The organism is Sphaerisporangium perillae, assembly GCF_023276435.1.
GTDB classification, from domain to species: Bacteria; Actinomycetota; Actinomycetes; order Streptosporangiales; family Streptosporangiaceae; genus Sphaerisporangium; species Sphaerisporangium perillae.
The window spans coordinates 19,175-39,299 of the sequence record NZ_JALLPO010000033.1 but is presented as its reverse complement, the minus strand read 5'-3'; the positions used below and the strand labels follow the sequence as shown (position 1 = coordinate 39,299).

The following is a 20,125-nucleotide window of genomic DNA, read 5'->3' as shown; positions in this document are numbered from 1 at the left end:
CCTGCTCAATGCCCCCGTGTGCCGTCCGCTTGGTGCCCCCGCGTGCCGTCTTTGATGGGACGCGCGTGGCGCCCGATTGTGCACGGGTCATCGTGCGATCTCGCGGTAGGCGGCTTCGAGCAGTTCCTCCGGAGGATCCTCCAGGCGGGTGACCTTGGCGACGTCGTCCAGGATCACGAAGCGCCGGGTGGCGCCGCGGTTCTTCTTGTCGACCCGCATGTGGTCGCGCAGCTCGGGCCACGCCTCGTGGCGGTAGGCGGTCGGCAGGCCCACCGAGGTCAGGATCGACCGCGTGCGCTCCACCAGGCCCGCCCCCGCGTGACCGGCCAGCCGCGACAGCTCAGCGGCGTACACCATGCCGATGGACACGGCCTCGCCGTGCCGCAGGTGGTATTCCTCGACGCGCTCGATGGCGTGGGCCAGCGTGTGGCCGTAGTTCAGGATCTCGCGCACGCCCGACTCGCGCAGGTCGGCGCCCACGACGTCGGCCTTGACCTGGATCTTGCGCCCGATCAGCGCGCGGGTGTGCCGGCCCTCGGGCATCCGAGCGCCCTCGGGGTCGTCCTCGACGAGCATCAGGATCGTCGGATCGGCGATGAAGCCGCCCTTGATCACCTCGGCGAGGCCGGCGACGTAGTCATCCCGCGGCACCGACACCAGGGTGGCGAGGTCGCACAGGACGCCGGCCGGCGGGTGGAACGAGCCGACGAGGTTCTTGCCCTCGGGGGTGTTGATGCCGGTCTTGCCGCCGACCGCGGCGTCGACCATGCCGAGGAGCGTGGTCGGCACCTGCACGACCTTGACGCCGCGCAGCCAGGTGGCCGCGACGAATCCGGCCAGGTCGGTGGTCGCTCCCCCGCCGACGCCGACGACGGCGTCCGAACGGGTCACCCCGTACCGGCCGAACGCCGACCATAGCTCGGCGGCCACCTCGACCGACTTGGCCTGCTCGCCGTCGGGAACGGGAAGCGCTACCACCGAGTACCCGGCGGCCGACAGCGCCCCGCAGACGGGGCGGGAGATCTCCGGCAGGCCGGCCGGGTGGACGACCGCGACCGTGCTGACGCCCTCACCGAGCAGGGCGGGAAGCTCGGCGAGCACGCCCGTCCCGACGACCACGTCGTAGGGACGCTCGCCCTTGACGGTGATGCGCGTGCTCGTCATGCCGGCAGCCCCTTCACGATCTCGTCGGCGATCTCCTCCGGCTCGCGGCCGTCGGTGGCGACGATGAGCGTGGCGAGCCGCTCGTAGATCGGGCGGCGCTCCTCCATGAGCCGCTTGAGCTGGCTGCGCGGGTTGAGCACCAGCAGCGGCCGCGCCTGGGCCAGGCCCACGCGCTGCACGGCGTCGGACAGGCCGACCTGGAGGTAGACCACCGGATGCTCCGCGAGGAGCAGCTGGGTCGCCTCCCGCATGATGGCCCCGCCGCCGAGCGACAGCACGCCGTCGTGCTCGGCGAGGGCACAGCGCACGGCCTCGGCCTCCAGCTCGCGGAACCGCTCCTCGCCGTCCTCGACGAAGACGTCCGAGACCGGCTTGCCCGCCACGGCCTCCACGTCGGCGTCGGTGTCGCGGAAGCCCGTGCCGAGGCGCTCGGCCAGCAGGCGGCCGATGGTGGACTTGCCCGACCCGGGCGGGCCGATCAGCACAACTCTGGGAGACGTCACTTGATCACCATCGACGAGAGGTAGCCGGAAAGGTTGCGGGCGACCTCCTCCACGGAGTCGCCGCCGAACTTCTCGACGGCCGCGTCGGCGAGCACCAGCGCGACCATCGCCTCAGCGACGATACCGGCGGCGGGAACCGCGCACACATCGGATCGCTGGTTGATGGCCTTGGCCGGCTCGCCGGTGAGCACGTCGACCGTGGACAGCGCGCGAGGCACCGTGGAGATCGGCTTCATCGCGGCGCGCACCCGCAGCGGCTCGCCGTTGGTCATCCCGCCCTCCACGCCACCGGCGCGGTTGGTGACACGGCGCACGCCCTCCGCGGTGTTCTCGATCTCGTCGTGGGCCTGGGAGCCGCGGCGGCGCGCGGTCTCGAAGCCGTCCCCGACCGCCACCCCCTTGATCGCCTGGATGCCCATGAGCGCCGCCGCGAGACGCGCGTCCAGGCGCCGGTCCCAGTGGACGTAGCTGCCGAGCCCCGGCGGCAGCCCGTACACGACCACCTCGACGACGCCGCCGAGCGTGTCGCCTTCCCTCTTCGCCGTGTCGATCTCCTCGATCATCGCGGCGCCCGCCTCGGCGTCCAGGCAGCGCGCCGGGTGGTCGTCGACGGCGGCCAGGTCGCCGGGGCCGGGAATGACGCCGTCCGGCGCCTCGACCGTGCCGATGGCGACGACGTGGCTGACGATGTCGGCACCGAGCGCCTGCTTGAGGAAGTTGCGGGCGACCTGGCCGAGGGCGACCCGGGCGGCCGTCTCGCGGGCACTGGCCCGGTCGAGGATCGGACGGGCGTCGTCGAAGCCGTACTTCTGCATGCCCGACAGGTCGGCGTGCCCGGGACGCGGGCGCGACAGCGGCGCGTTGCGGGCCTGCGCGGCGAGCAGGTCGGGGTCGACCGGGTCGGCCGCCATCACGGTCTCCCACTTGGGCCACTCGGTGTTGCCGACGCGGATCGCCACGGGGCTGCCGAGAGTGCGGCCATGGCGCACGCCGCCGACGATGTTCACCTCGTCCTGCTCGAACTTCATGCGCGCGCCGCGGCCGTAACCGAGCCGGCGCCTCGCCAGAGCGTGCTCCACGTCGGCGGTCGTGACCGCCACGCCTGCGGGCATGCCCTCGAGGATCGCGACGAGTTCGGGGCCGTGGGACTCACCTGCGGTCAACCAGCGCAACATGATGACAAGTCTTCCATGTACCGCCCAGTGCCCTCACCCCACCACGGCCGATCAGGACGGGGTCCAGGTCAGCAGGGCCGCCAGGGCGCCGAACAGGATGAACGGGCCCAGCGGGAACTGGCTCTTCAGCGTGCCTCTGCGGCCGGCCAGCAGGACGATGGCGTACAAGGCCCCGAGGAACTGCCCGGCGACCGCGCCGACGAGCCAGGCGTCGAGCCCCAGGGCACCGGCCAGCATCCCGGTGAGCCCGGCGAGCTTGACGTCGCCGAGCCCGAGCGCCTCGGGCCGCGCGAACCAGAGGAGGGCGTACGCTCCGGCCAGCGCCAGCCCGCCGAGCAGGGCGTCCACGAGCCTCCCCGTGGGGACCAGCAGGGCTGCGAGGATCGGGTAGGAAGGCAGGGTGATGGCGTCCGGCAGCCGCTGGATCCGCCAGTCGATCACCGCGAGCGCGCACCCCGCCACCGCCGCGTAGATCCAGGCCGCGAGCCACGCCGTCCCCGCGAGCTTCCACGCGACTAGTGCGCAGGCGGCGGCGGTGGCCCCTTCGATCAGCGGCGGCCACGCGGGCAGCGGGACGGCGCGCACCGTCCGGCGGAACGCCTCCCGCGCCTCGGCCCGATACGCCGCGCGGGGCCCCGCCGCCGATTCCGCATCCGCCGGGGACTCCGCATCCGCGGCCGGGTCCGCACCCACCACTGGCCCCGCACCCTTGACCGGCTCCGCACCCGTGCCTGGCTCACCCAGGGGAGAGGAAGGGAAGGCGCGCGAGGCGTCTTGGCCGGGGCGGAAACCGCCCGCCAGGACGCGGACATAGGCCCCGGCGATCAGGCCCGCGAGCGCGGCCCCGGCGACGATGAAGCTTGAACTCACCCGCCGACCCTAGTGCCGTTCACCGAGACATCAGTGAGTCACAGTGATTCGCCCGTTGCGGGGCGAAGGTCCCTGTCTGACCGAGGCGGTTGCCCGGTGCAGGGTAGACGTTTCGCAGCCGTCTGCCCCGCTGGGCGGGGTCTAAGGAAAGCCGAGATTCACTGATCAACGATGCAACGGTTGTCTACCCCACCGGCCAGGGCGACGGAAGCGCGGCTACCTGGTGCGGCGGCGGAGGTGGCGGAGGAAGCCGCGTCGCTGGGCGGGGACGCGGGCGACCGTCACCTCGGCGTGCTCCGACAGGGCGTTCAGCAGGGGCTGGAGGGTGTCGTCGTCCCCGGTGACCCGGCCGATCGAGGCCAGCGCGTGCAGCATGCCGCCCTCGATGGCGAACGCCACCGGGCCGGCCACGTCGACCATCACGGCGGCGGCGCCCTCGCCGAGCGCCGCCCGGCAGACCTGCGGCGTCAGGGCCTGGATGGGCCGCGCGTCGGCGCGCCAGAGCTTGAGCGACTCGGTGCCGGTGAAGGCGGGGACCGCCTTCCTGCCGTCGGCGCCGACCAGCACCGGCAACGCCATCTCGCTTTCCTTCTCCTGCTGGAGCCCGTGCTCGCCGACCTCGGACTCGGTCAGCAGGGCCACGACCGGCACGAGCAGGCGCGCCGTGCTCAGGGCCGAGGCCACGACGGCGGCGTCGGCCGTACCGGCGGCGAAGGCGGAGAGCGCCGCCGCCACGGAGGCGTCGGCGCTGCCGTCGTCGTCGGGGACCAGGGGCTGCGGAATGCTCGGCACGACCCGCGAGCCTACCCGCCGCCACGGCCGCCCAGCCCGCCGGCACGCCGGGCATGCCGGCATGCCCGGCGTGGTCAGCCGAGGTCAGCCGAGGTCGGCTATGGCGGCGACGGGGCCGCCGCCCGAGGGGCCCTGGTGGACGGCGGCGACCGACACGAAGACGGCCGGGTCGCCGGTGACGCTGGCCGCCACCCCGCCGACCGTGGCCTTGATCTGCCGGTGCCAGTGCACGTCGGAGTCGTCCAGCATGATGTTCCTGCGCCCGCGCACCCGGCCGCTGGGGTCGGCCTCGCACTTCATGAACACGTTGACGAGCCTGTCGCCGAGGTCGCTGGAGTGCGGGCGGTCGGGCAGCTCGATGCCGCTGGAGCGGATCGCCTCCCAGATGCCGTCGGCGTCCAGCGCGTCCTTCATCACGCTGTGGCCGATGCGGTAGCGCCCGCCGATGCCGCGCACGTTGCCGACCACGACGATCTGCGCGCGGTCCAGCTCGACGCCCGAGGAGCAGGAGGCGACGCTGGAGTAGAGGGAGAGGTCCTTGTGGATCTGGTCCGCCGTGGGCATCTCGATCTCGCCGAGCGCGACGGCGATGCCGAGCGCGGTCGTGGAGTTGGAGATGTCCATGGAGGGGCCGGTGTCCTCGATCACGACGTCCTGGCCGCGCGACTTGGCCTCGGTGATCGTGGCGAGGGTGAGCAGCGGGGTCTTGGTCTGCACGTAGTGGACGTCGGCCGGGTCCTCGATGCCCGCGATCTTCATGGCCTCGCGCACGCCGGCGGCGACCTTCTCGACCATGGCGGGACGGCCGATGTCCTCGGGGAGGATGACGTCGCTCATCGCGACCCCGACCGAGACGCGCGGCTCGCCGGACGCCTCGGCCTGTGACGGGTCCAGGGACGCGAAGATCGTGGCGTGCGGGCTCAGCACCCCGTCGGTGCCGCCCGACCACACCAGCGGCACCTGCGCGACCTCCTCCGGCGTGCGCGTGCCCTTGGCGATCAGCACCTCCCGGAAGGCGCGGTCGGCGAGGATGCGGGTGTAGTCGTTGACGCCGCCGTTGCCCTCGGTCTTGCCGATCACGGCGAGAACCCGGTCGGCCTCGATCACCCCGTCGTCGATGAGCTTCGCGAGCCCGGAGGCGTCGGTGACGCTCTCGATGGCGACCTTGCGCACCTCGATCGGATCCGGCATATCTCCTACCCTTCGGTCGTTCAATCCGCTAAGTCGTTCAATCGCTAAGTCGATTCGCGGTCACCAGCCGACGACGGTGCCGGTGGCGCCGGCCAGCGCGTCGCCGATGTGCTCCAGCGAGGTGATCACTGCCCGGCCGCCCCCTTCGGCGAACCGCAGCGCCGCCTCCACCTTGGGGCCCATGCTTCCACTCGCGAAGTGCCCGGCCGCCTGCAGCGCGCGCAGTTCCGCCACGGTGGTCCTGCCGATCGGGCGGGCCCGCCCGGTGCCGTATCCCTCGACCGCCGCCGGCACGTCGGTCGCGACGATCAGCACGCTCGCCCGTACGGCGGCGGCGAGCACCGCGGCGGCCGCGTCCTTGTCGATCACGGCCTCGACGCCACGCAGCGAGCCGTCGGCCTGGCGGGCGACGGGCACTCCCCCGCCTCCGGCGACGACGACCGTGTACCCGGCGTCCATCAGGGCGAGCGCGGCCGGCGCGTCGAGGATCTCCAGGGGCGCGGGCGAGGCCACGACGCGGCGGAACCCCTTGCCGGGGAACGCGCGCCAGGTCTGGCCGAGCTGCTCGAACCTGCGCGCCTCGGCCTCGGTGAAGTACCTGCCGATCGGCTTGACCGGGGCCGCGAAGGCGGGGTCGGCGAGGTCCACCAGGGTGCGGGTCACCACGACGGCCGCCGGATGGCCGAGGGCGTTGAGTATCAGGACCCCGATGGTCGCCTGGGTCTGCGCGCCGCACCAGTCGAGCGGCACGGGAGGGACGACTTCGGCCGCGAGCTGGTTCTTCAGCAGCAGGTTGCCCACCTGGGGGCCGTTGCCGTGTGTCAGGACCACCTGGTGGCCCTGGGAGATCAGCGCGGAGACGTGCGCCATGGCCTGCTCGACGGCCAGGCGCTGGTCGGCCGGCGAGGCGCTTCCGTCCGGCGCGGTCATCGCGTTGCCGCCGAGAGCGATCAGTACGCGTTCACCCACAGCCTGAAGCTATCCAGAGTGGCGCTCCTTGCTCATTGGCCATATTTGCCCATGAACAGCGGTTCCTTCGGCTGTATCCGCCGAATCGGAGGTCCAGGATGCGGTTTCGACGGCCGCCGGGCCGGCGTACGGGCACGGCGGCCCGGCGCGCGTACGTCCTGGCCCGGATCACACCCTGCACCTGGTCGGCACGAATATCACCACAGGACCCGCATACAAGGCAGAATCGGGGCGTGGAGCCCCAGAGATTAGAGCGCGACGAAGTCGCCGCCGCCATGGCCGCCCGCCGCGAGCTCGGTCCCCAGTACGAGCTGGAACTCGCCGAGTCCCTCGTCGACCGCGTCAACGCGGTGATCGACGCCCGGCTCGCCGCCCAGCCCGTCAACCGGCGCCCGGGCCCCGATTGGGCGCAGATGGCCCTCGGCCTGGGATCCCTCGCGCTGTCGGTCCCGCTGACGGCGATCGTGGCCAGCACCACGTCCCGCACCGCTCCGCTTCTGCTGGTCTTCGCCCTCGTCGCCGCGGTCAACTTGGCATACGCCGTCAGCAAGGCCGGCGCACGCCGCAGAGACTGACGCCACGGCTCAGGGTTGGCCGGAAGCCGCGGTCGCGCCCGAGGTGAAGTTGTGGCGGACGGCCGTCGAGCTGGAATGATGATCCTCCACCCCTAAATGGAGATCAATCGTGTTCATCGCGGAACCACTCGACGCATCGCCAACGCCCGCCCCCGGGCTCAGCCATGAACGTATCGGCATGTTCACCGACGCGGTCTTCGCCATCGCGATCACCCTTCTGGTCATCGACATCAAGCGGCCCGAGGAAGCCGACCTGAAAAGGCTCGGCGCATTCATCTCCGAGCAGGCGGGGGCCTTCATCGCCTTCGTCATCGCCTTCGTGATGTTGTGGGCGGCCTGGCGGGCCCACCACATGGTGTTCGACCAGATCACCCGGGTCTCGCGGCCGGCCGTCGCGGTTCACCTGCCGCTGTTGCTGTTCGCGGCGTTCCTCCCCTATCCCACGGGGATCTTCGGTGAGGCGTCGAGCGAACCCCTCGCGATCAGCATGTTCGCGGGCACCGAGGCCATCTTGATGCTGTGCCTGGCCACGCTGATGACCCTGGTGCTGCGGCAGCGCCTGTACGCCGCGCACGCGAACACCGTGCGACTGGCGGTCCACAGCGTCGTCTACTGGGGCATGGGAGCGTACTGGGCGCTGTCGGCGGTGATCGCCTGGTGGGCTCCGGGGTACGTGCCGCTGGTGTGGATGGCCACGCCCCTGCTGGCGCCCGCGCTGGCCAAGGTGGGCCGCCGCCTGCACGCCCCGTCCCGGCCGGTCGGCTCGGCTCCGGCGAACGACTGACCGACTGACGACTGACGACTGACGACTGACAGCGACGCAGGCGCCGGGCACGCGGACCGGCTAGGCCGGGGCCACGAAGCCCCAGAGCACCTGGGCGATCTCGTCCACCTCGGCGAACTCGCCCGAGGCCACCGCGCTGACGAGATCGACCACCGAGTCGTCGTCGGTGTCGATCTCGATGCCGTTGTAGGCCAGGAACACCACCGTGCAGACCCAGGCGACCTGCTTGTCACCGCGGGTGAAGGGACGGTGGATGGTGAGGGAGTGCAGCAGCGCCGCGGCCTTGATCAGCACGTGGCCGTAGGCTTCGTGGCCGAACATGGACGCCTGCGGCCGGTGCAGGGCCGAGTCCAGGAGCCCGACGTCGCGAAGCGCCGGAGGAGCCCCGAGCGTCGACTCGGCCAGGTCCATCACCTGCTCCACGGTGAGGTAGCGGGTCATCCGCCCGGCTCCCGGCCGAGGCGGCACCGCACGCGTCCGCCGGCGAGGCGGGTCATTCGCCGAGCCGGTCGAGGACCGAGCGCCAGCGATGCGCCGCGGCGGCGCCCAGGCGCCGGATCTCCTCGTCGGCGTCGTGCCGGGCGAGGTACTCCTCGACGGCCGCCTGCACGACCTGCTGGACGCTGCGTCCTTCCTTCTCGGCGTGCCGGCGCACGGCCTCGGTCTGCTCTTCGCTGAGGCGAAGCGTCATGGCCATACCTCCACGGTACGCATCCGGTGTGAGCGCGATGGTGGACACGGTGAGTGTATGACCATTTACAGCGGGTTGTCAGGCTGTTCTCTCGCCGAGCCGCGCCAGCCGCGCGACCGCCTCGTCGATGATCTCGTCCTTCTTGCAGAAGGCGAACCGGAGGAAGTGCCTGCCCAGCTCCGTGCGGTCGTAGAACACCTGGGTCGGGACGGCGACCACGCCGGCCAGCTCCGGCAGCCGCCTGGCGAGCTCGGCCCCGTCGGTGAAGCCGAGCGGCCGGATGTCGGTCTGCACGAAGTACGTCCCGGCCGGGCGGTACACCCCGAAGCCGGCGGCCGACAGCCCCGCCATGAGCCGGTCGCGCTTGGCCGCGAGCGAGTCGCGCAGCGCGGCGACCCAGCCCAGCTCCTCGCGCAGCGCGTACGCGGCCGCGACCTGCCACGGCCCGCCGGCGGTGAACGTCAGGAACTGCTTGACGGACTGGACGGCCGAGACCAGGTCCGCGGGCGCGCACACCCACCCCGTCTTCCAGCCGGTGACGGAGAAGGTCTTGCCGGCCGAGGAGATCATCACGGTGCGCTCGCGCATGCCCGGCAGGGTGGCGAGCGGGATGTGCTCCACGCCGTCGAAGGTCAGATGCTCGTACACCTCGTCGCTGATCGCGATGAGGTCGTGCTCCTGGCACACCGCCGCGATCAGCGACAGCTCGTCGCGGGTGAAGACGGTGCCGGTGGGGTTGTGCGGCGAGTTGACCATGATCGCCCTGGTGCGCGGGCCCACGGCCGCGCGAAGCTCCGCGGGGTCGAAGGTGAACCTCTCCCCCACCGGGCGCAATGTCACCGGCCGGCGAACGGCTCCGGCGAGCGCGATGGCGGCGGCGTAGGAGTCGTAGTAGGGCTCGAAGACGATCACCTCGTCGCCGGGCTCGCACAGCGCGAGGACGGAGGCCGCCAGCGCCTCGGTCGCGCCCACGGTGACCAGCACCTCGCCGTCGGGGTCGTAGACGAGCCCGTAGTGCTGCTTGCGGTGCTCGGCGACGGCCTGCCGCAGCTCGGGCAGCCCGGGGCCCGGGGGGTACTGGTTCAGGCCTCCCCTGATCGCCTCCACCGCCCGTTCGAGCATGGCGGCGGGCCCGTCGGTGTCGGGGAAGCCCTGCCCGAGGTTGATCGACCCGGTCCGTACGGCCAGGCCGGTCATCTCAGCGAAGATCGTCGTGCCGAATTCGCGCATGCGGGCGACCAGAGGCTCGTTCACGGCGGTCAGCCTATCTGCCCGCCGTACCCGCCCATCGGGGTGCCCGGCCGCGCGCCCGGCCGTTCGAACCGGTGCCCTAGGGAGCGCCCGCGTCCGGCCGTACGAACGTGTGCCCATCGGAGCGCCGGACCGCATGTATCAACCGGTGCCCTTGGGAGCGCCCCGCGTCCGGCCGTACGAACCGGCGCCAATCGGAAATACGTCCCCGAAGACCGCCTTCTGCCATCGAGCCGGAGATAGCCTCGTGGAGTGACCGCCAGGTTTGTCCTGAATCCGGAGGAGTACCGCCGGCCGGCTCCGACGCGCATCCGGGAACTGGACGCGCTGCGCGGCTTCGCGGTCTGCGGGATCACGCTGGTCAACACCTGGCAGCACACGTCCGGGGCGGCCGGGCGGAAGACCACGACGCCCACCGACTGGATCGTCGAGAACCTCCTGCAGAGCCGCTTCTTCCCGATCTTCTCCTTCCTCTTCGGCATGAGCTTCGTGCTGTTCCTGCGGTCCGCGGCCCGGAGGACGGCCCGCCCGCGCCTGGTCCTGCTCCGCAGGCTCGCGGTGCTCGCCTGTTTCGGGCTGCTGCACCGGATGCTCAGCCCCGGCGAGGTGCTCCTGCCCTACGCCCTCACCGGGGCCCTGGTGCTGCTGCCCGCCTCCTACCTGCGCCGGTGGGCGGTGCTGGCGGCGGGGATCGCCGCCACACTGTGGGCCGTGCTCTTCCACGCCGGAGGCGTGTGGCTCATCCCCGGGCTGTTCCTGCTCGGCATGGCCGTGATCGAGTACGCCCCCGGGCGCCGCGCGCTGACAGCGGCGTTCCTGGTGAGCGCGCCGCTCGCCCTGGCGCTGACCGGGGCGTGGGTGTACCTGTGGGCGCACCCCGAGACGTTCCGCTTTCCGTACACGGTGACCGTGTACCCGCTCGCAGGGCTGGCGGCCGGCACGGCGTACTGCACGGGCCTGCTGCTCGCGCTGCCTCGCCTGCCGGGGCTGATGGCCGTCCTCGAACCGCTCGGGCGCATCGCCCTCACCGCGTACGTCTCCGGCACCCTGGTCACCCTCGCGGCGCTGCCGCTCCTCGTCCAGGACGCCACCCGGTCGGGCGTCCTCATCCTCGCCGCCGCCACGATCGCCGCGCTCGCCGCCGTCGCCCGCTGGTGGTCAGCCCGCTTCAGGTACGGCCCGCTGGAGTGGGTGTGGCGGTGTCTCACATGGTGGGAACCGGTGCCGAACCGCCGCCCGGGAGCCTCGGCAGCAGGGGCCTCGGGCCCTTAGGCTGGTGCGGTGACCCGCATCGCCCTCTGCCAGATACCGGTGTCCGTCGACCCCAAGACCAACCTGGAGCGTGTGCGCGACGCCCTGGGCCGGGCCGCCTCGCGCGGCGCCACGCTCGCGGTGTTCCCGGAGGCGACCCTCACCCGGTTCGGCAAGGGCGTCGCCGAGGCCGCCGAGCCGCTCGACGGCCCCTTCGTCACCGCCGTGGCCGACGCCGCCCGGGCCAACGAGGTCGCCGTCGTGTTCGGCACCTTCGACCCGGCCGTCGAGCGGGCGCACGACACCGCCGGCGACGAAGGGCAGGGCACCGCCGGTGAGCGGGCGCACGACACCGCCGGCGACCCGGGGCAGGGCGCCGCCGGAGGGCGGGTGTACAACACCGCCGTCGCGCTCGACCGGCGCGGCGGACTACGCGCCGCCTACCGCAAGATCCACCTGTTCGACTCGTTCGGCGCCCGCGAGTCCGACCTCGTCGCGCCGGGCGGCACACCGGTGGTCGTGGAGCTCGAGGGCCTGCGGGTCGGGCTGATCACCTGTTACGACATCCGCTTCCCCGAGCTGGCGCGCGCACTGGTGGACCAGGGCGCCGAGGCGTTCGTCGTGATCGCCGCGTGGGGCGCGGGCCCGATGAAGGAAGAGCACTGGGTCACCCTGGTCAGGGCGAGGGCCATCGAGAACACCATGTGGACCCTCGCCGTCGGGCAGGCGCCCGACCCGGAGGCCAAGGACGGCTTCGGGATCGGCCGGAGCATGCTGGTCGATCCTTTGGGAGTGGTACGTACCGATCTGGGCCCCGGGAGCGCCGTCCAGGTCGTCGAGATCGACCCGGCCGAGACCGATCGGGTGCGCGCCACGCTGCCCTCTCTTTCTCATCGGCGCCCAGATATTTATCGCGCCATGCCGCCGAGGTCGGCAGATCTTGACATCCACCCCGGCGTGAACGCCGAGGACTCCCCCACGTCGCCGTAGGGTACTTACTGCTTCTGCTACGCCGCTTGTGCACCGTAGATTCCGGGCGGAGCCAGGGTTGGAGTTGCCTCACCTGGTCTTACCTGCCCTCCACAGTCGTTTTCGCCGTGTCCAGCCAGCCCAGCGGCCACGGTGATACGGGTAGTGCGGAGGATGCGCTGCCCCTCGAGCAGAATGTTGATCGCGGCTGCAACGTCCCGATCATGGTGCTCACCACACCGCCGGCAATCCCACTCCCGCACCTGAAGAGCAAGTTTCCCGACCTTCCAGCCACAGCACGGACACAGCTGAGAGGAGGGATACCAGCCACCGATCTTCACCAGCATTCTGCCGTACCGGGCGGCCTTACCCTCCAACAAAGCGAGGAACGCACCCCAACTCGCGTCGTTCACAGACCTGGCGTTACGGCCCCGCGCCAGCCCCCGCACCGACAACGTCTCGATATGCGTCCCTTGGTTCTCGAGGATGATCGAGGTCGTCGTCTTGTGCAGAAAATCTCGGCGCGCATCGGCCACCTTCGCATGCTGACGCGCGAGTTGCACCCGGGCCTTGTCCCGGTTCTTCGACCCCTCCTCCTTGCCGGACAGCGAGCGTTGCAGCCTGGCGAGTTTCTTCTCCCGCCGCCGCAACCACTTGGGGTTGGTCACCTTGTCGCCAGTGCTGAAGGTCGCGTAGTGGGTGAGCCCCAGATCGATCCCCGTCTCGGTGTCAACCTCCGGCAGGACCTCACCGCCGTCCGCCACCATAACCACGAACGAGCAAAAGTACCTTCCCGCAGCGTCCTTGACCACCGTGACTGACGACGGAGCGGCGGGCAGCGCCCGGGACCAGCGGACCTCCACCTCGCCGACCTTCGCCAGATACAAACGGCCTTGAGCCGTGAGAGAGAAGGCATTGCTGTTGAACCTGGCCGTCTGCCGGTGCTCGTGACGGGACTTGAATCGGGGCAACCCCATCCTCGGCCCCCGGCGCCTCCCCCTGACCGAATCGAAGAAGTTCCTGTATGCGGTATTGAGATCACGCACCGACTGCTGGAGCACCACTGAGGACACCTCGGTCAGCCATGCCCGCCCAGGGGTCTTCTTCGCAGCGGTGAGCACCAGACGTTGGATCTCGGCGTCCCCGATGAACGGCAGCCCGGCCTGGCGGGCTGCCTTACGCGCAGCCAGGGCGTCATTCCACACCACCCGGGCACACCCGAACGTCTTGGCGAGCATCTCCCGCTGCGGAGCGTCGGGGTAGAGCCGGAAGTTGTACCGCAACCTCACCCCTGGACACCTCCACCCTCTGCAGTCAATCGATTACTCGAAAATAGTATCGCCTGACCAAGGCATGAAAGCCGAATCTCGACATGACCGAGCCGGCGAGCATGGCCACATCCGGACACCGCCCTACTTCGCGGCCTCCCACGGCGCACCTCGCTCACGATCAGCAAGGCGTCCATTGGAAGACAACGCCGACCCATCCGATCAACCAGCGAGTCGGAAATGTGCGGTTCGAGCTGAGGTCTGCCCTGCCTACGACGGGCCATCCCCGATGGGGACCACATTTATCCCCGCCTGAATGACCAGGGCTTGATGCGGCTCTCCGGTAAAATGCGGGATGTGAGCGAGCCGGCACCAAGTACGCAGATGCAAAAAGTCATCCCGCCTCGGCTGCTGGTGCCCTACCTCGCGGGCCAGCGCACGATCATCTCGGGTTACGTCTACCGCGTCCAAGACTGCTCGCGGCTGACCAGCCCCGAGCAACTGGTCTCGGCGCTCGACCTGACGTTCGAGGGATCCGAGCTCACACCCTCGGTCCCCGAGCTGTACATCCTCCGGTGGCAGGTCCGCGACACCGACACCTACGTCGTGCCCTACGGCCCGCACATGGGCGGAGATTGGAACGATTCGCCGCCGTTCGCCGGCAACGGGTTCACCACCTCCCGCCAGCACGTCGTCCCCCAGTTCCACACCACGCCGATGCCCATCCCGGCGGGGGCGGAGATCCGCCACCTGACCTTCCGCGGCGAGCGGTCCTTCGCCGACTACGACGGGCTCACCTGGCGGCCGGCCGCATGAGCGACATCGAGCCCGTGGGCCTCGGCTTCATCGCCCACCAGCACGACCAGACGTACGCCGCCGCGCTCGGCCCCGGCCCCGGCGACGTGATCCTGTTCAGCGAGGAGCCCCGGGAGGGCTTCGACCGGGTGGGCGGCTACTGGCGGCGGCAGGTCAGGCGCGAAGACCTCCAGTGGCTGGTCCTGCTGCGCACGGTCGGCGCGTTCGGCGGCGAGCCGTGCGTCGTCCTCGACGAGGACGACGACGGGCTGCACATCGCCTACACCGGCCACAGCGGCCTGAAGGCCGAGGCGCTCGGCTACTGGATGGTCGACCACGGGGCCTACGAGGTGGTCGTCCCGCATGAGGAGGTCCACTCCATCCGCGTCGAACGCGTGCCGATCCCATGTCAACCGGCGCAGGGCGTGAGTGTCTCTGGGGTGTGACCGAAGCCCCGACCCTCACCCGCGAGCGCCCGTCGTTCGCCGAGATCTTCGCCGCGCACTACCCGGCGATGGTCCGGCTGGCCGGCCTGCTCGGCGCGGACGATCCGGAGGACATCGCCCAGGAGGCCTTCGCGCGCCTGCACCAGAGACTGGCGCGCCTGCGCGATGACGCGGCGGCCGTGCCCTACCTCCGGTCGATCGTCTGCAACCTGACCCGCAACCGGATACGCCACCTCAGGCTCACGCGCCTGCGCAAACCCGAGCCGCCTCCTCCCGAAAGGAGCGGCGAGCAGGCGTTCCTGATCGCCGAACGCCACCGGGACCTGCTCGCCGCGGTCGACCGGCTGCCCCGGCGCCAGCGCGAAGCCCTGGTCCTGCGTTACTGGCTCGACCTGTCCGAACGCGAGATCGCCGACGCCATGGGCGTGACCACCGGCTCCGTCAAGAGCCACACCAGCCGCGCCATCGCGGCCCTCGGCCGTTCACTCCAGGAGAGCAGCGATGATTGAGAACGACCTCCGCGAGGCGCTGCGCGACCGTGCCTCGACCTACGAGACCAGCCCCCACGCGTGGCTGGGCGTCCAGCAGCGGGTGAGAAGGACCCGGCGCATGAGGTGGGCCGCACTGGCCGCCGTCCCGGTCGCGACGGCCGCCGTGATCGCCGGCGTGCCCCTCGTCCTCTCGCACGGGGGGGCCGACAGCGCCACCACCGGCGCCCGCACCGCCCCGGCCACCGGGGCGTCGCCGGAACGCCAGGACGCCTACCAGACCCAGACGGCGGAGCACCCGCCGATCGGCGAGACGCTCGCCCTGGTCAACCCCGACGACGGCAGGATCATGCGCCTGTGGTTCTCCCGGATGCCCCAGCAGAAAGGCCTTGACCAGCCGGTCGCGCCGGACGCGCCGAAGTACGACGTCCTGTGCTGGGCCGTCCAGTCCGCGCTCCGCGGCGGAAGCGTCGCGGGCTGCCCGATGGACGATGACCCCCGTCACTCAGGGGAGTACGCCTGGTACGTCGGCGGCACGGCGGGCAAGTGGCCTCGCGCCGACACGGCGATCTCCTATGGCGTGGCTCGTGCCCCGGTGGCGAAGGTCCAGGCCGTCGCCAAGGACGGGACCCTCCTGCCCGGCACGATCTACCGGCCGGAAGGCGCGCCCGCCACGGTGTGGGCGGTGACCTACCCAGCACGGGCGCAAGTGCGCGCCTTCCAGTTCAGCGACGCCGACGGGAAGATCCTCGTGCGGATGACACCCTCCAAGCGTTCGGACGAGCTGACGAGCGCGAAGCCCGTGGAGCCCGCCGTGGACCTGCGAGGAGGCCTGACCGCGCGCCTGTACGAGGACGGGACGCTGGCTTGGCTGAACCACGACGAGGTCGTCGTCGGGACGGAGATCATGGCCACCGGCGAATCGCTCAAGGACGCCATCCCGTCGGACTGGCACTTCGGCCGTGGACACTGGTTCGGCATCGCGCCGGCTGGAACGGCCAGGATCGAACTGACTCTCAAAGACGGCCGGAGGGTGTCGGCCGACGCGATCCCGGACCCGTGGCACAGGGGTTTCACCCTGTACTCCGCTCCGTACGAACACGCGGGTGACGTCTACGCCGAGGGTTACTCGATCGTCTGCTACGACGCCGAGGGCAAGCAGACCACACGCGTCGACGAATCCGCGCATCCGCCGCTCTGGACCGACGCTCCCATCGCCACACCGGCCCGGCCCACCGCCTCCGGCCCGGACCGGCCGGGAACCCCTGTCACGGACCAGACCGGTACCACTGCCACGGGCCAGACCGGACCCTCCTCAGCGGATCAGGCCGGGACCTCCACCCCGGATCAGGCCGGGACCTCCACCCCGGATCAGCCGGAGACACCGAGCCGGCGGTAGCGGGCGAGGCGGGTCGCCAGACGATCCTCGGGCGGGCGCTTCAGCAGCCCGAGGATCTCGTACTCGAGCGTCGCGGCGACCCGCCCGCAGAAGGCCCTCGGCTCGTAGGCGGCGTCCGGGAACTCCGGGATGATCCGGTCGACGATGCCGTCCCGCTTCAGGTCCTGCGCCCGCACGCCCTGCGCTTTGGCGATCTCGGGGGCGAAGTCGATGGTCCGGTACAGGATCGCCGACGCGCCCTCGGGCGGCAGCGGCGACAGCCAGCCGTGCTGGGCGCCCAGCACCCGGTCGGCGGGCAGCAGGGCCAGAGCGGCGCCGCCCGCCCCCTCCCCGAGCAGCAGGCACACGGTCGGCGCGTCCAGCATCACCAGGTCGGCGAGCGAACGGGCGATCTCCGCGGACAGCCCGCCCTCCTCGGCCGCCTTCGACAGCGCCGCCCCGGCGGTGTCGATGACGGTGACCAGCGGCAGGCCCAGCTCGGAGGCGAGGTGCATGCCCCGGCGGGCGACCCTCAGCCCGGCGGGACCGAGCTGGCGCCCGGTGCTCTGCCGGCGACGGTCCTGGCCGAGCACCACGGCCGGAGCCCTGCCGAACCTCGCGAGGGCGAGGAGCAGGCCGGGATCGTTCTCCCCCGCGCCCGTGCCGTTCAGCGGGGTCACGTCCGTGGCGCCCAGCTTGAGCAGCGCCCGGACGCCGGGCCGGTCGTCGCGGCGGGAACGGCTGATCGCCTCCCAGGCGTCGACGGTGGTGACCCGCTCCTCCGGCTCGGGCCCCCGCGTGAGGTCCTCGCCCGCTCCGGCATCCGTGGTCGCGCACAGGACGGACAGCGCGCGGATCGCGATCTCGCGGGCGTTCTCGGCCGACACCACGGCGTCGACGAGGCCGTGGTCGAACAGGTTCTCGGCGACCTGGACGCCCTGCGGGAAGGCGTAGCCGTGCAGGGACTCGAACACCCTCGGGCCCAGGAATCCGATCAGCGCTCCCGGCTCGGCGGCGGTCACGTGGCCGAGCGACCCCCACGACGCGAACACCCCGCCGGTGGTGGGGTGGCGCAGGTACACGAGGTACGGCAGGCCGGCCGCGCGATGCGCCGACACTGCGGCGCTGATCTTGATCATCTGCACGAAGGCGAGCGCGCCCTCCTGCATACGGGTGCCGCCCGACGCCGGCGCGGCCAGCAGCGGCAGTCCTTCCGCGGTCGCCCGCTCGACGGCGCGTACCAGCCGCTCGGCGGCGGCCACCCCGATCGACCCGGCGAGGAAGGAGAACTCGCACGCCATGACCGCCACCCGGCGACCGCCCAGCAGCCCCTCGCCGGTCACCACCGACTCGTCGTAAGGCGTCCTCGCGCGCGCGGCGGCCAGTTCCTCGGCGTACGGCGAGCCCGGCGGCGCGGGATCCACGGTCGGTACGTCCCACGACTTCCACGACCCGGGGTCGAGCACGGTCCGGATCAGCGTGTACGCGTCCGGCCGCCCGGGACTCACCGCCCACCTCCCCAAACCCGCCGCCCGAACACCACTCTCCCCAACGGCTGGGTCACGGGCGCCGATGCGCTGATCCGGTCGCGGGACGGTCGCCCGCGCCGGACCTCGGGCACCGATCTCCTCACCGGGCCGGTCACGCTTCCCGCTTCGCCAGCCACTCGAGCACGGCCTCGTTGTCCTGGCCGAGCGAGGGCGGGGCGAGATGCTCGGCGGGCGGTTCCCCGTCGAACCTCAGCGGCGACCCCGGGAGCTCGATGGAACCGAGCACCGGATGCTCGACGGTGAGGAGGAGCCCCTGCGACCGGGTCTGGTCCCAGGCGTAGACCTCGTCGATGGAACGGATCGCGCCGGCCGGGATACCCGCCTCGGCGAGCGCGGCGAGCCAGTGGGCCCGGTCGTGCGCGGCCAGCGCCTTCTCCATGTCGGCGATCAGCTCGTCGCGGTGGGCGAACCTCTCCCTGTTGACCGCGTACCTAGGCGTCTCCGGGTCGATGCCGAGGAGGGGGGCCAGCCTGCGCCACTGGACGTCGTTGGCCACCGCGATCTGGATCATCCCGTCGGCGCAGTGGAAGGCCCCATACGGTGCGATCGAGGCGTGGTGGTTCCCGCCGGCGCCCGGGACCTTGCCGCCGACCGTCCACGCCGTCCCGTGGTAGGAGTGCACCCCCACCACCGACGCGAGCAGCGAAGTGCGCACGACCTTCCCCTTGCCGGTGCGCTCCCTCTCGTACAGCGCGGCCAGCACGCCGTACGCGCCGTGGATGCCCGCGAGCAGGTCGGCGATCGAGGCGCCCACGCGGTACGGCTCGGCGGGCGAAGGGCCGGTGAGGCTCATCAGGCCCGCCTCGCCCTGCGCGATCTGGTCGTACCCCGGGCGCCCGCCCTCAGGGCCGTCATGGCCGAAGCCGGTGATCGAGAGGATCACCAGGCGGGGGTTCAGCTCGTGCAGGCGCTCCACGGAGAAGCCCAGCCGGTCGAGCACGCCCGTACGGAAGTTCTCGATCAGGACATCGCTCTGCCGCACCAGGCGGGTGAGCAGGGCGGCACCCTCCTCGGCCTTGAGGTCGAGGGTGATGGACCGCTTGTTACGATTGGCCGCCAGGAAGTACGTCGAAATGTCGCCCGAAGGTCCGACGAAGGGCGGCCCCCAGCCGCGCGACTCGTCACCACCGTCAGGATGCTCAACCTTGATCACCGTGGCGCCCAGGTCACCGAGCATCTGCGCTCCGTGCGGCCCGGCCAGAGCACGGGACAGGTCGAGGACCACGATGTCACTGAGCGGTCCCTGCAAGGTCAGCCTCCACGGGGGGTCGGGGGAGAATCGCGTTCGGGTATCCACAGGCAAGCCTGCCAGGTTACCCCGACCACTCGACACCCAGGTACCTCCCCGAGCCGGCCCGACCACCCCCACGATCCGACCACGCACCGAGGCACATCACCTCATTATCCCGACCGGATCACCCCACCGACCACCACATCCCGATCCCCCAGGACCGGCCACCCACGAGCCGGCCACGCACGAGCCGGCCACGCACCGGGGCATGCCACCTTTTGTCCCGACCGGATCGTGTCCACCGGATGCCACGTCCCGATCCCCTAGGACCGCACCTGATCAGATCGGCGCTCCCTGCCTCGGCTTCGAGCAGCGCCGCCGGGCGGCCTCGCCAGTCCGCCCGGTGGTACTCGTCTGATACGGCCGTCTATTCACCTTTATCAAGACCGGCTCGGCTTCCCCCTTCAGGCCCCCATGGCTTTCACCAGGCGGCCTTCCCCTTCCCGCCTGCCGTGGCGCTCGCACATGGCGCGCCGCGACGGCGAGAAGCAGTACGGCGATGCCGGCGCCGCCGTACGTCGGCCGACCCCGCGAATGTCCGCGGGCGGCACACTTAGTGATGGGTCTTGCGCGTACGCCACCGGTCCACGAGCTCGCGCAGCTTGCGCTGGTGCCGGGGGTCCTTGGCCATCGTCTTGGCCTTGCCCATGTGCTCATGCCCCTTCGGGCTGCGCAGGTAGTCCTTGATGCGGTCCATCATGGATGCCATCTTCTTCACCACCGT

The 20,125-nt window shown here is 71.3% G+C and carries 22 protein-coding genes; 8 read left to right on the top strand and 14 right to left on the bottom strand.

Going from position 1 to position 20,125, the window contains the following annotated elements:
• Positions 1–87: 87 nt before the first annotated feature.
• The 7 genes from aroB to MYF83_RS29050 form a co-directional block, all read right to left on the bottom strand.
• Positions 88–1,164: a 3-dehydroquinate synthase gene (gene aroB / locus MYF83_RS29080; protein WP_248963924.1), complete on the bottom strand. Its 1,077-nt coding sequence runs from the start codon at positions 1,162–1,164 to the stop codon at positions 88–90.
• Entirely contained in the window at positions 1,161–1,667 is a 507-nt protein-coding gene (locus MYF83_RS29075; RefSeq protein ID WP_248963923.1) for a shikimate kinase, read from the bottom strand. Before MYF83_RS29075 ends, aroB begins: the two co-directional genes overlap by 4 nt.
• Complete coding sequence (aroC, locus tag MYF83_RS29070; protein ID WP_248963922.1) at positions 1,664–2,842, bottom strand: chorismate synthase; 1,179 nt, start codon at positions 2,840–2,842, stop codon at positions 1,664–1,666. Before aroC ends, MYF83_RS29075 begins: the two co-directional genes overlap by 4 nt.
• Before the next feature lie 51 nt (positions 2,843–2,893).
• On the bottom strand, positions 2,894–3,712 hold the full coding sequence (locus tag MYF83_RS43940; RefSeq protein WP_248963921.1) for a prepilin peptidase: 819 nt from the start codon (positions 3,710–3,712) through the stop codon (positions 2,894–2,896).
• Between the two features lie 216 nt (positions 3,713–3,928).
• A complete protein-coding gene (locus MYF83_RS29060; RefSeq protein ID WP_248963920.1) occupies positions 3,929–4,504 on the bottom strand; it encodes an SseB family protein in 576 nt (191 codons plus the stop codon).
• 84 nt (positions 4,505–4,588) lie between these two features.
• Entirely contained in the window at positions 4,589–5,695 is a 1,107-nt protein-coding gene (bar, locus tag MYF83_RS29055; RefSeq protein WP_248963919.1) for a barbiturase, read from the bottom strand.
• Between the two features lie 60 nt (positions 5,696–5,755).
• Positions 5,756–6,664: an amino acid kinase family protein gene (locus MYF83_RS29050; protein WP_248963918.1), complete on the bottom strand. Its 909-nt coding sequence runs from the start codon at positions 6,662–6,664 to the stop codon at positions 5,756–5,758.
• Positions 6,665–6,897: 233 nt separating this feature from the next.
• Here MYF83_RS29050 and MYF83_RS29045 point away from each other — a divergent pair, with 233 nt between their 5' ends.
• Both MYF83_RS29045 and MYF83_RS29040 read left to right on the top strand, forming a co-directional pair.
• The gene (locus tag MYF83_RS29045; protein ID WP_248963917.1) at positions 6,898–7,239 is read left to right on the top strand and encodes a hypothetical protein; all 342 of its coding nucleotides are present in this window, start codon (positions 6,898–6,900) and stop codon (positions 7,237–7,239) included.
• 109 nt (positions 7,240–7,348) lie between these two features.
• Positions 7,349–8,023, top strand: coding sequence for a TMEM175 family protein (locus MYF83_RS29040; RefSeq protein WP_248963916.1), 675 nt, complete (start codon positions 7,349–7,351; stop codon positions 8,021–8,023).
• A gap of 60 nt (positions 8,024–8,083) precedes the next feature.
• Here MYF83_RS29040 and MYF83_RS29035 read toward each other — a convergent pair whose 3' ends face one another.
• The 3 genes from MYF83_RS29035 to MYF83_RS29025 all read right to left on the bottom strand — a co-directional run bounded on the left by MYF83_RS29035 (position 8,084) and on the right by MYF83_RS29025 (position 9,968).
• Positions 8,084–8,464, bottom strand: a complete 381-nt coding sequence (locus MYF83_RS29035; RefSeq protein ID WP_248963915.1) for a type II toxin-antitoxin system death-on-curing family toxin — start codon at positions 8,462–8,464, stop codon at positions 8,084–8,086.
• 52 nt (positions 8,465–8,516) lie between these two features.
• Entirely contained in the window at positions 8,517–8,714 is a 198-nt protein-coding gene (locus tag MYF83_RS29030) for a ribbon-helix-helix protein, CopG family (RefSeq protein ID WP_248963914.1), read from the bottom strand.
• 78 nt (positions 8,715–8,792) lie between these two features.
• The gene (locus MYF83_RS29025) at positions 8,793–9,968 is read right to left on the bottom strand and encodes a pyridoxal phosphate-dependent aminotransferase (protein ID WP_248963913.1); all 1,176 of its coding nucleotides are present in this window, start codon (positions 9,966–9,968) and stop codon (positions 8,793–8,795) included.
• Positions 9,969–10,217: 249 nt separating this feature from the next.
• On the opposite strand from MYF83_RS29025, the gene MYF83_RS29020 reads away from it, so the two are divergent.
• Positions 10,218–11,237: a DUF418 domain-containing protein gene (locus MYF83_RS29020; protein ID WP_248963912.1), complete on the top strand. Its 1,020-nt coding sequence runs from the start codon at positions 10,218–10,220 to the stop codon at positions 11,235–11,237.
• A 9-nt stretch (positions 11,238–11,246) separates the two neighbouring features.
• The gene (locus MYF83_RS29015; RefSeq protein ID WP_248963911.1) at positions 11,247–12,206 is read left to right on the top strand and encodes a carbon-nitrogen hydrolase family protein; all 960 of its coding nucleotides are present in this window, start codon (positions 11,247–11,249) and stop codon (positions 12,204–12,206) included.
• A gap of 17 nt (positions 12,207–12,223) precedes the next feature.
• Here MYF83_RS29015 and MYF83_RS29010 read toward each other — a convergent pair whose 3' ends face one another.
• A complete protein-coding gene (locus MYF83_RS29010; RefSeq protein WP_248963910.1) occupies positions 12,224–13,474 on the bottom strand; it encodes an RNA-guided endonuclease InsQ/TnpB family protein in 1,251 nt (416 codons plus the stop codon).
• 363 nt (positions 13,475–13,837) lie between these two features.
• Between MYF83_RS29010 and MYF83_RS29005 the strand changes: the two genes are divergently transcribed.
• Genes MYF83_RS29005 through MYF83_RS28990 form a run of 4 tightly spaced genes read left to right on the top strand, consistent with a single transcriptional unit; the run spans position 13,838 to position 16,581 of the window.
• On the top strand, positions 13,838–14,269 hold the full coding sequence (locus MYF83_RS29005) for a hypothetical protein (RefSeq protein ID WP_248963909.1): 432 nt from the start codon (positions 13,838–13,840) through the stop codon (positions 14,267–14,269).
• Positions 14,266–14,694, top strand: a complete 429-nt coding sequence (locus tag MYF83_RS29000) for a UCP033725 family protein (RefSeq protein WP_248963908.1) — start codon at positions 14,266–14,268, stop codon at positions 14,692–14,694. The genes MYF83_RS29005 and MYF83_RS29000 overlap by 4 nt, the downstream gene beginning before the upstream one ends.
• Positions 14,691–15,203 (top strand): sigma-70 family RNA polymerase sigma factor, encoded by a 513-nt coding sequence (locus MYF83_RS28995; protein WP_248963907.1) that lies wholly within the window; start codon positions 14,691–14,693, stop codon positions 15,201–15,203. Before MYF83_RS29000 ends, MYF83_RS28995 begins: the two co-directional genes overlap by 4 nt.
• On the top strand, positions 15,196–16,581 hold the full coding sequence (locus MYF83_RS28990) for a hypothetical protein (protein WP_248963906.1): 1,386 nt from the start codon (positions 15,196–15,198) through the stop codon (positions 16,579–16,581). The genes MYF83_RS28995 and MYF83_RS28990 overlap by 8 nt, the downstream gene beginning before the upstream one ends.
• Here MYF83_RS28990 and MYF83_RS28985 read toward each other — a convergent pair.
• The 3 genes from MYF83_RS28985 to MYF83_RS28975 form a co-directional block, all read right to left on the bottom strand.
• Positions 16,554–18,068, bottom strand: coding sequence for a carboxyl transferase domain-containing protein (locus MYF83_RS28985; RefSeq protein WP_248963905.1), 1,515 nt, complete (start codon positions 18,066–18,068; stop codon positions 16,554–16,556). The two genes, MYF83_RS28990 and MYF83_RS28985, sit on opposite strands and share 28 nt — an antisense overlap.
• Positions 18,069–18,201: 133 nt before the next feature.
• Positions 18,202–19,359 carry a CaiB/BaiF CoA transferase family protein gene (locus MYF83_RS28980; RefSeq protein ID WP_248963904.1) on the bottom strand — a complete coding sequence of 386 codons (1,158 nt, stop codon included), beginning with the start codon at positions 19,357–19,359 and terminating at the stop codon, positions 18,202–18,204.
• Between the two features lie 595 nt (positions 19,360–19,954).
• Positions 19,955–20,110 carry a hypothetical protein gene (locus tag MYF83_RS28975; protein ID WP_248963903.1) on the bottom strand — a complete coding sequence of 52 codons (156 nt, stop codon included), beginning with the start codon at positions 20,108–20,110 and terminating at the stop codon, positions 19,955–19,957.
• Between the last annotated feature and the right edge of the window lie 15 nt (positions 20,111–20,125).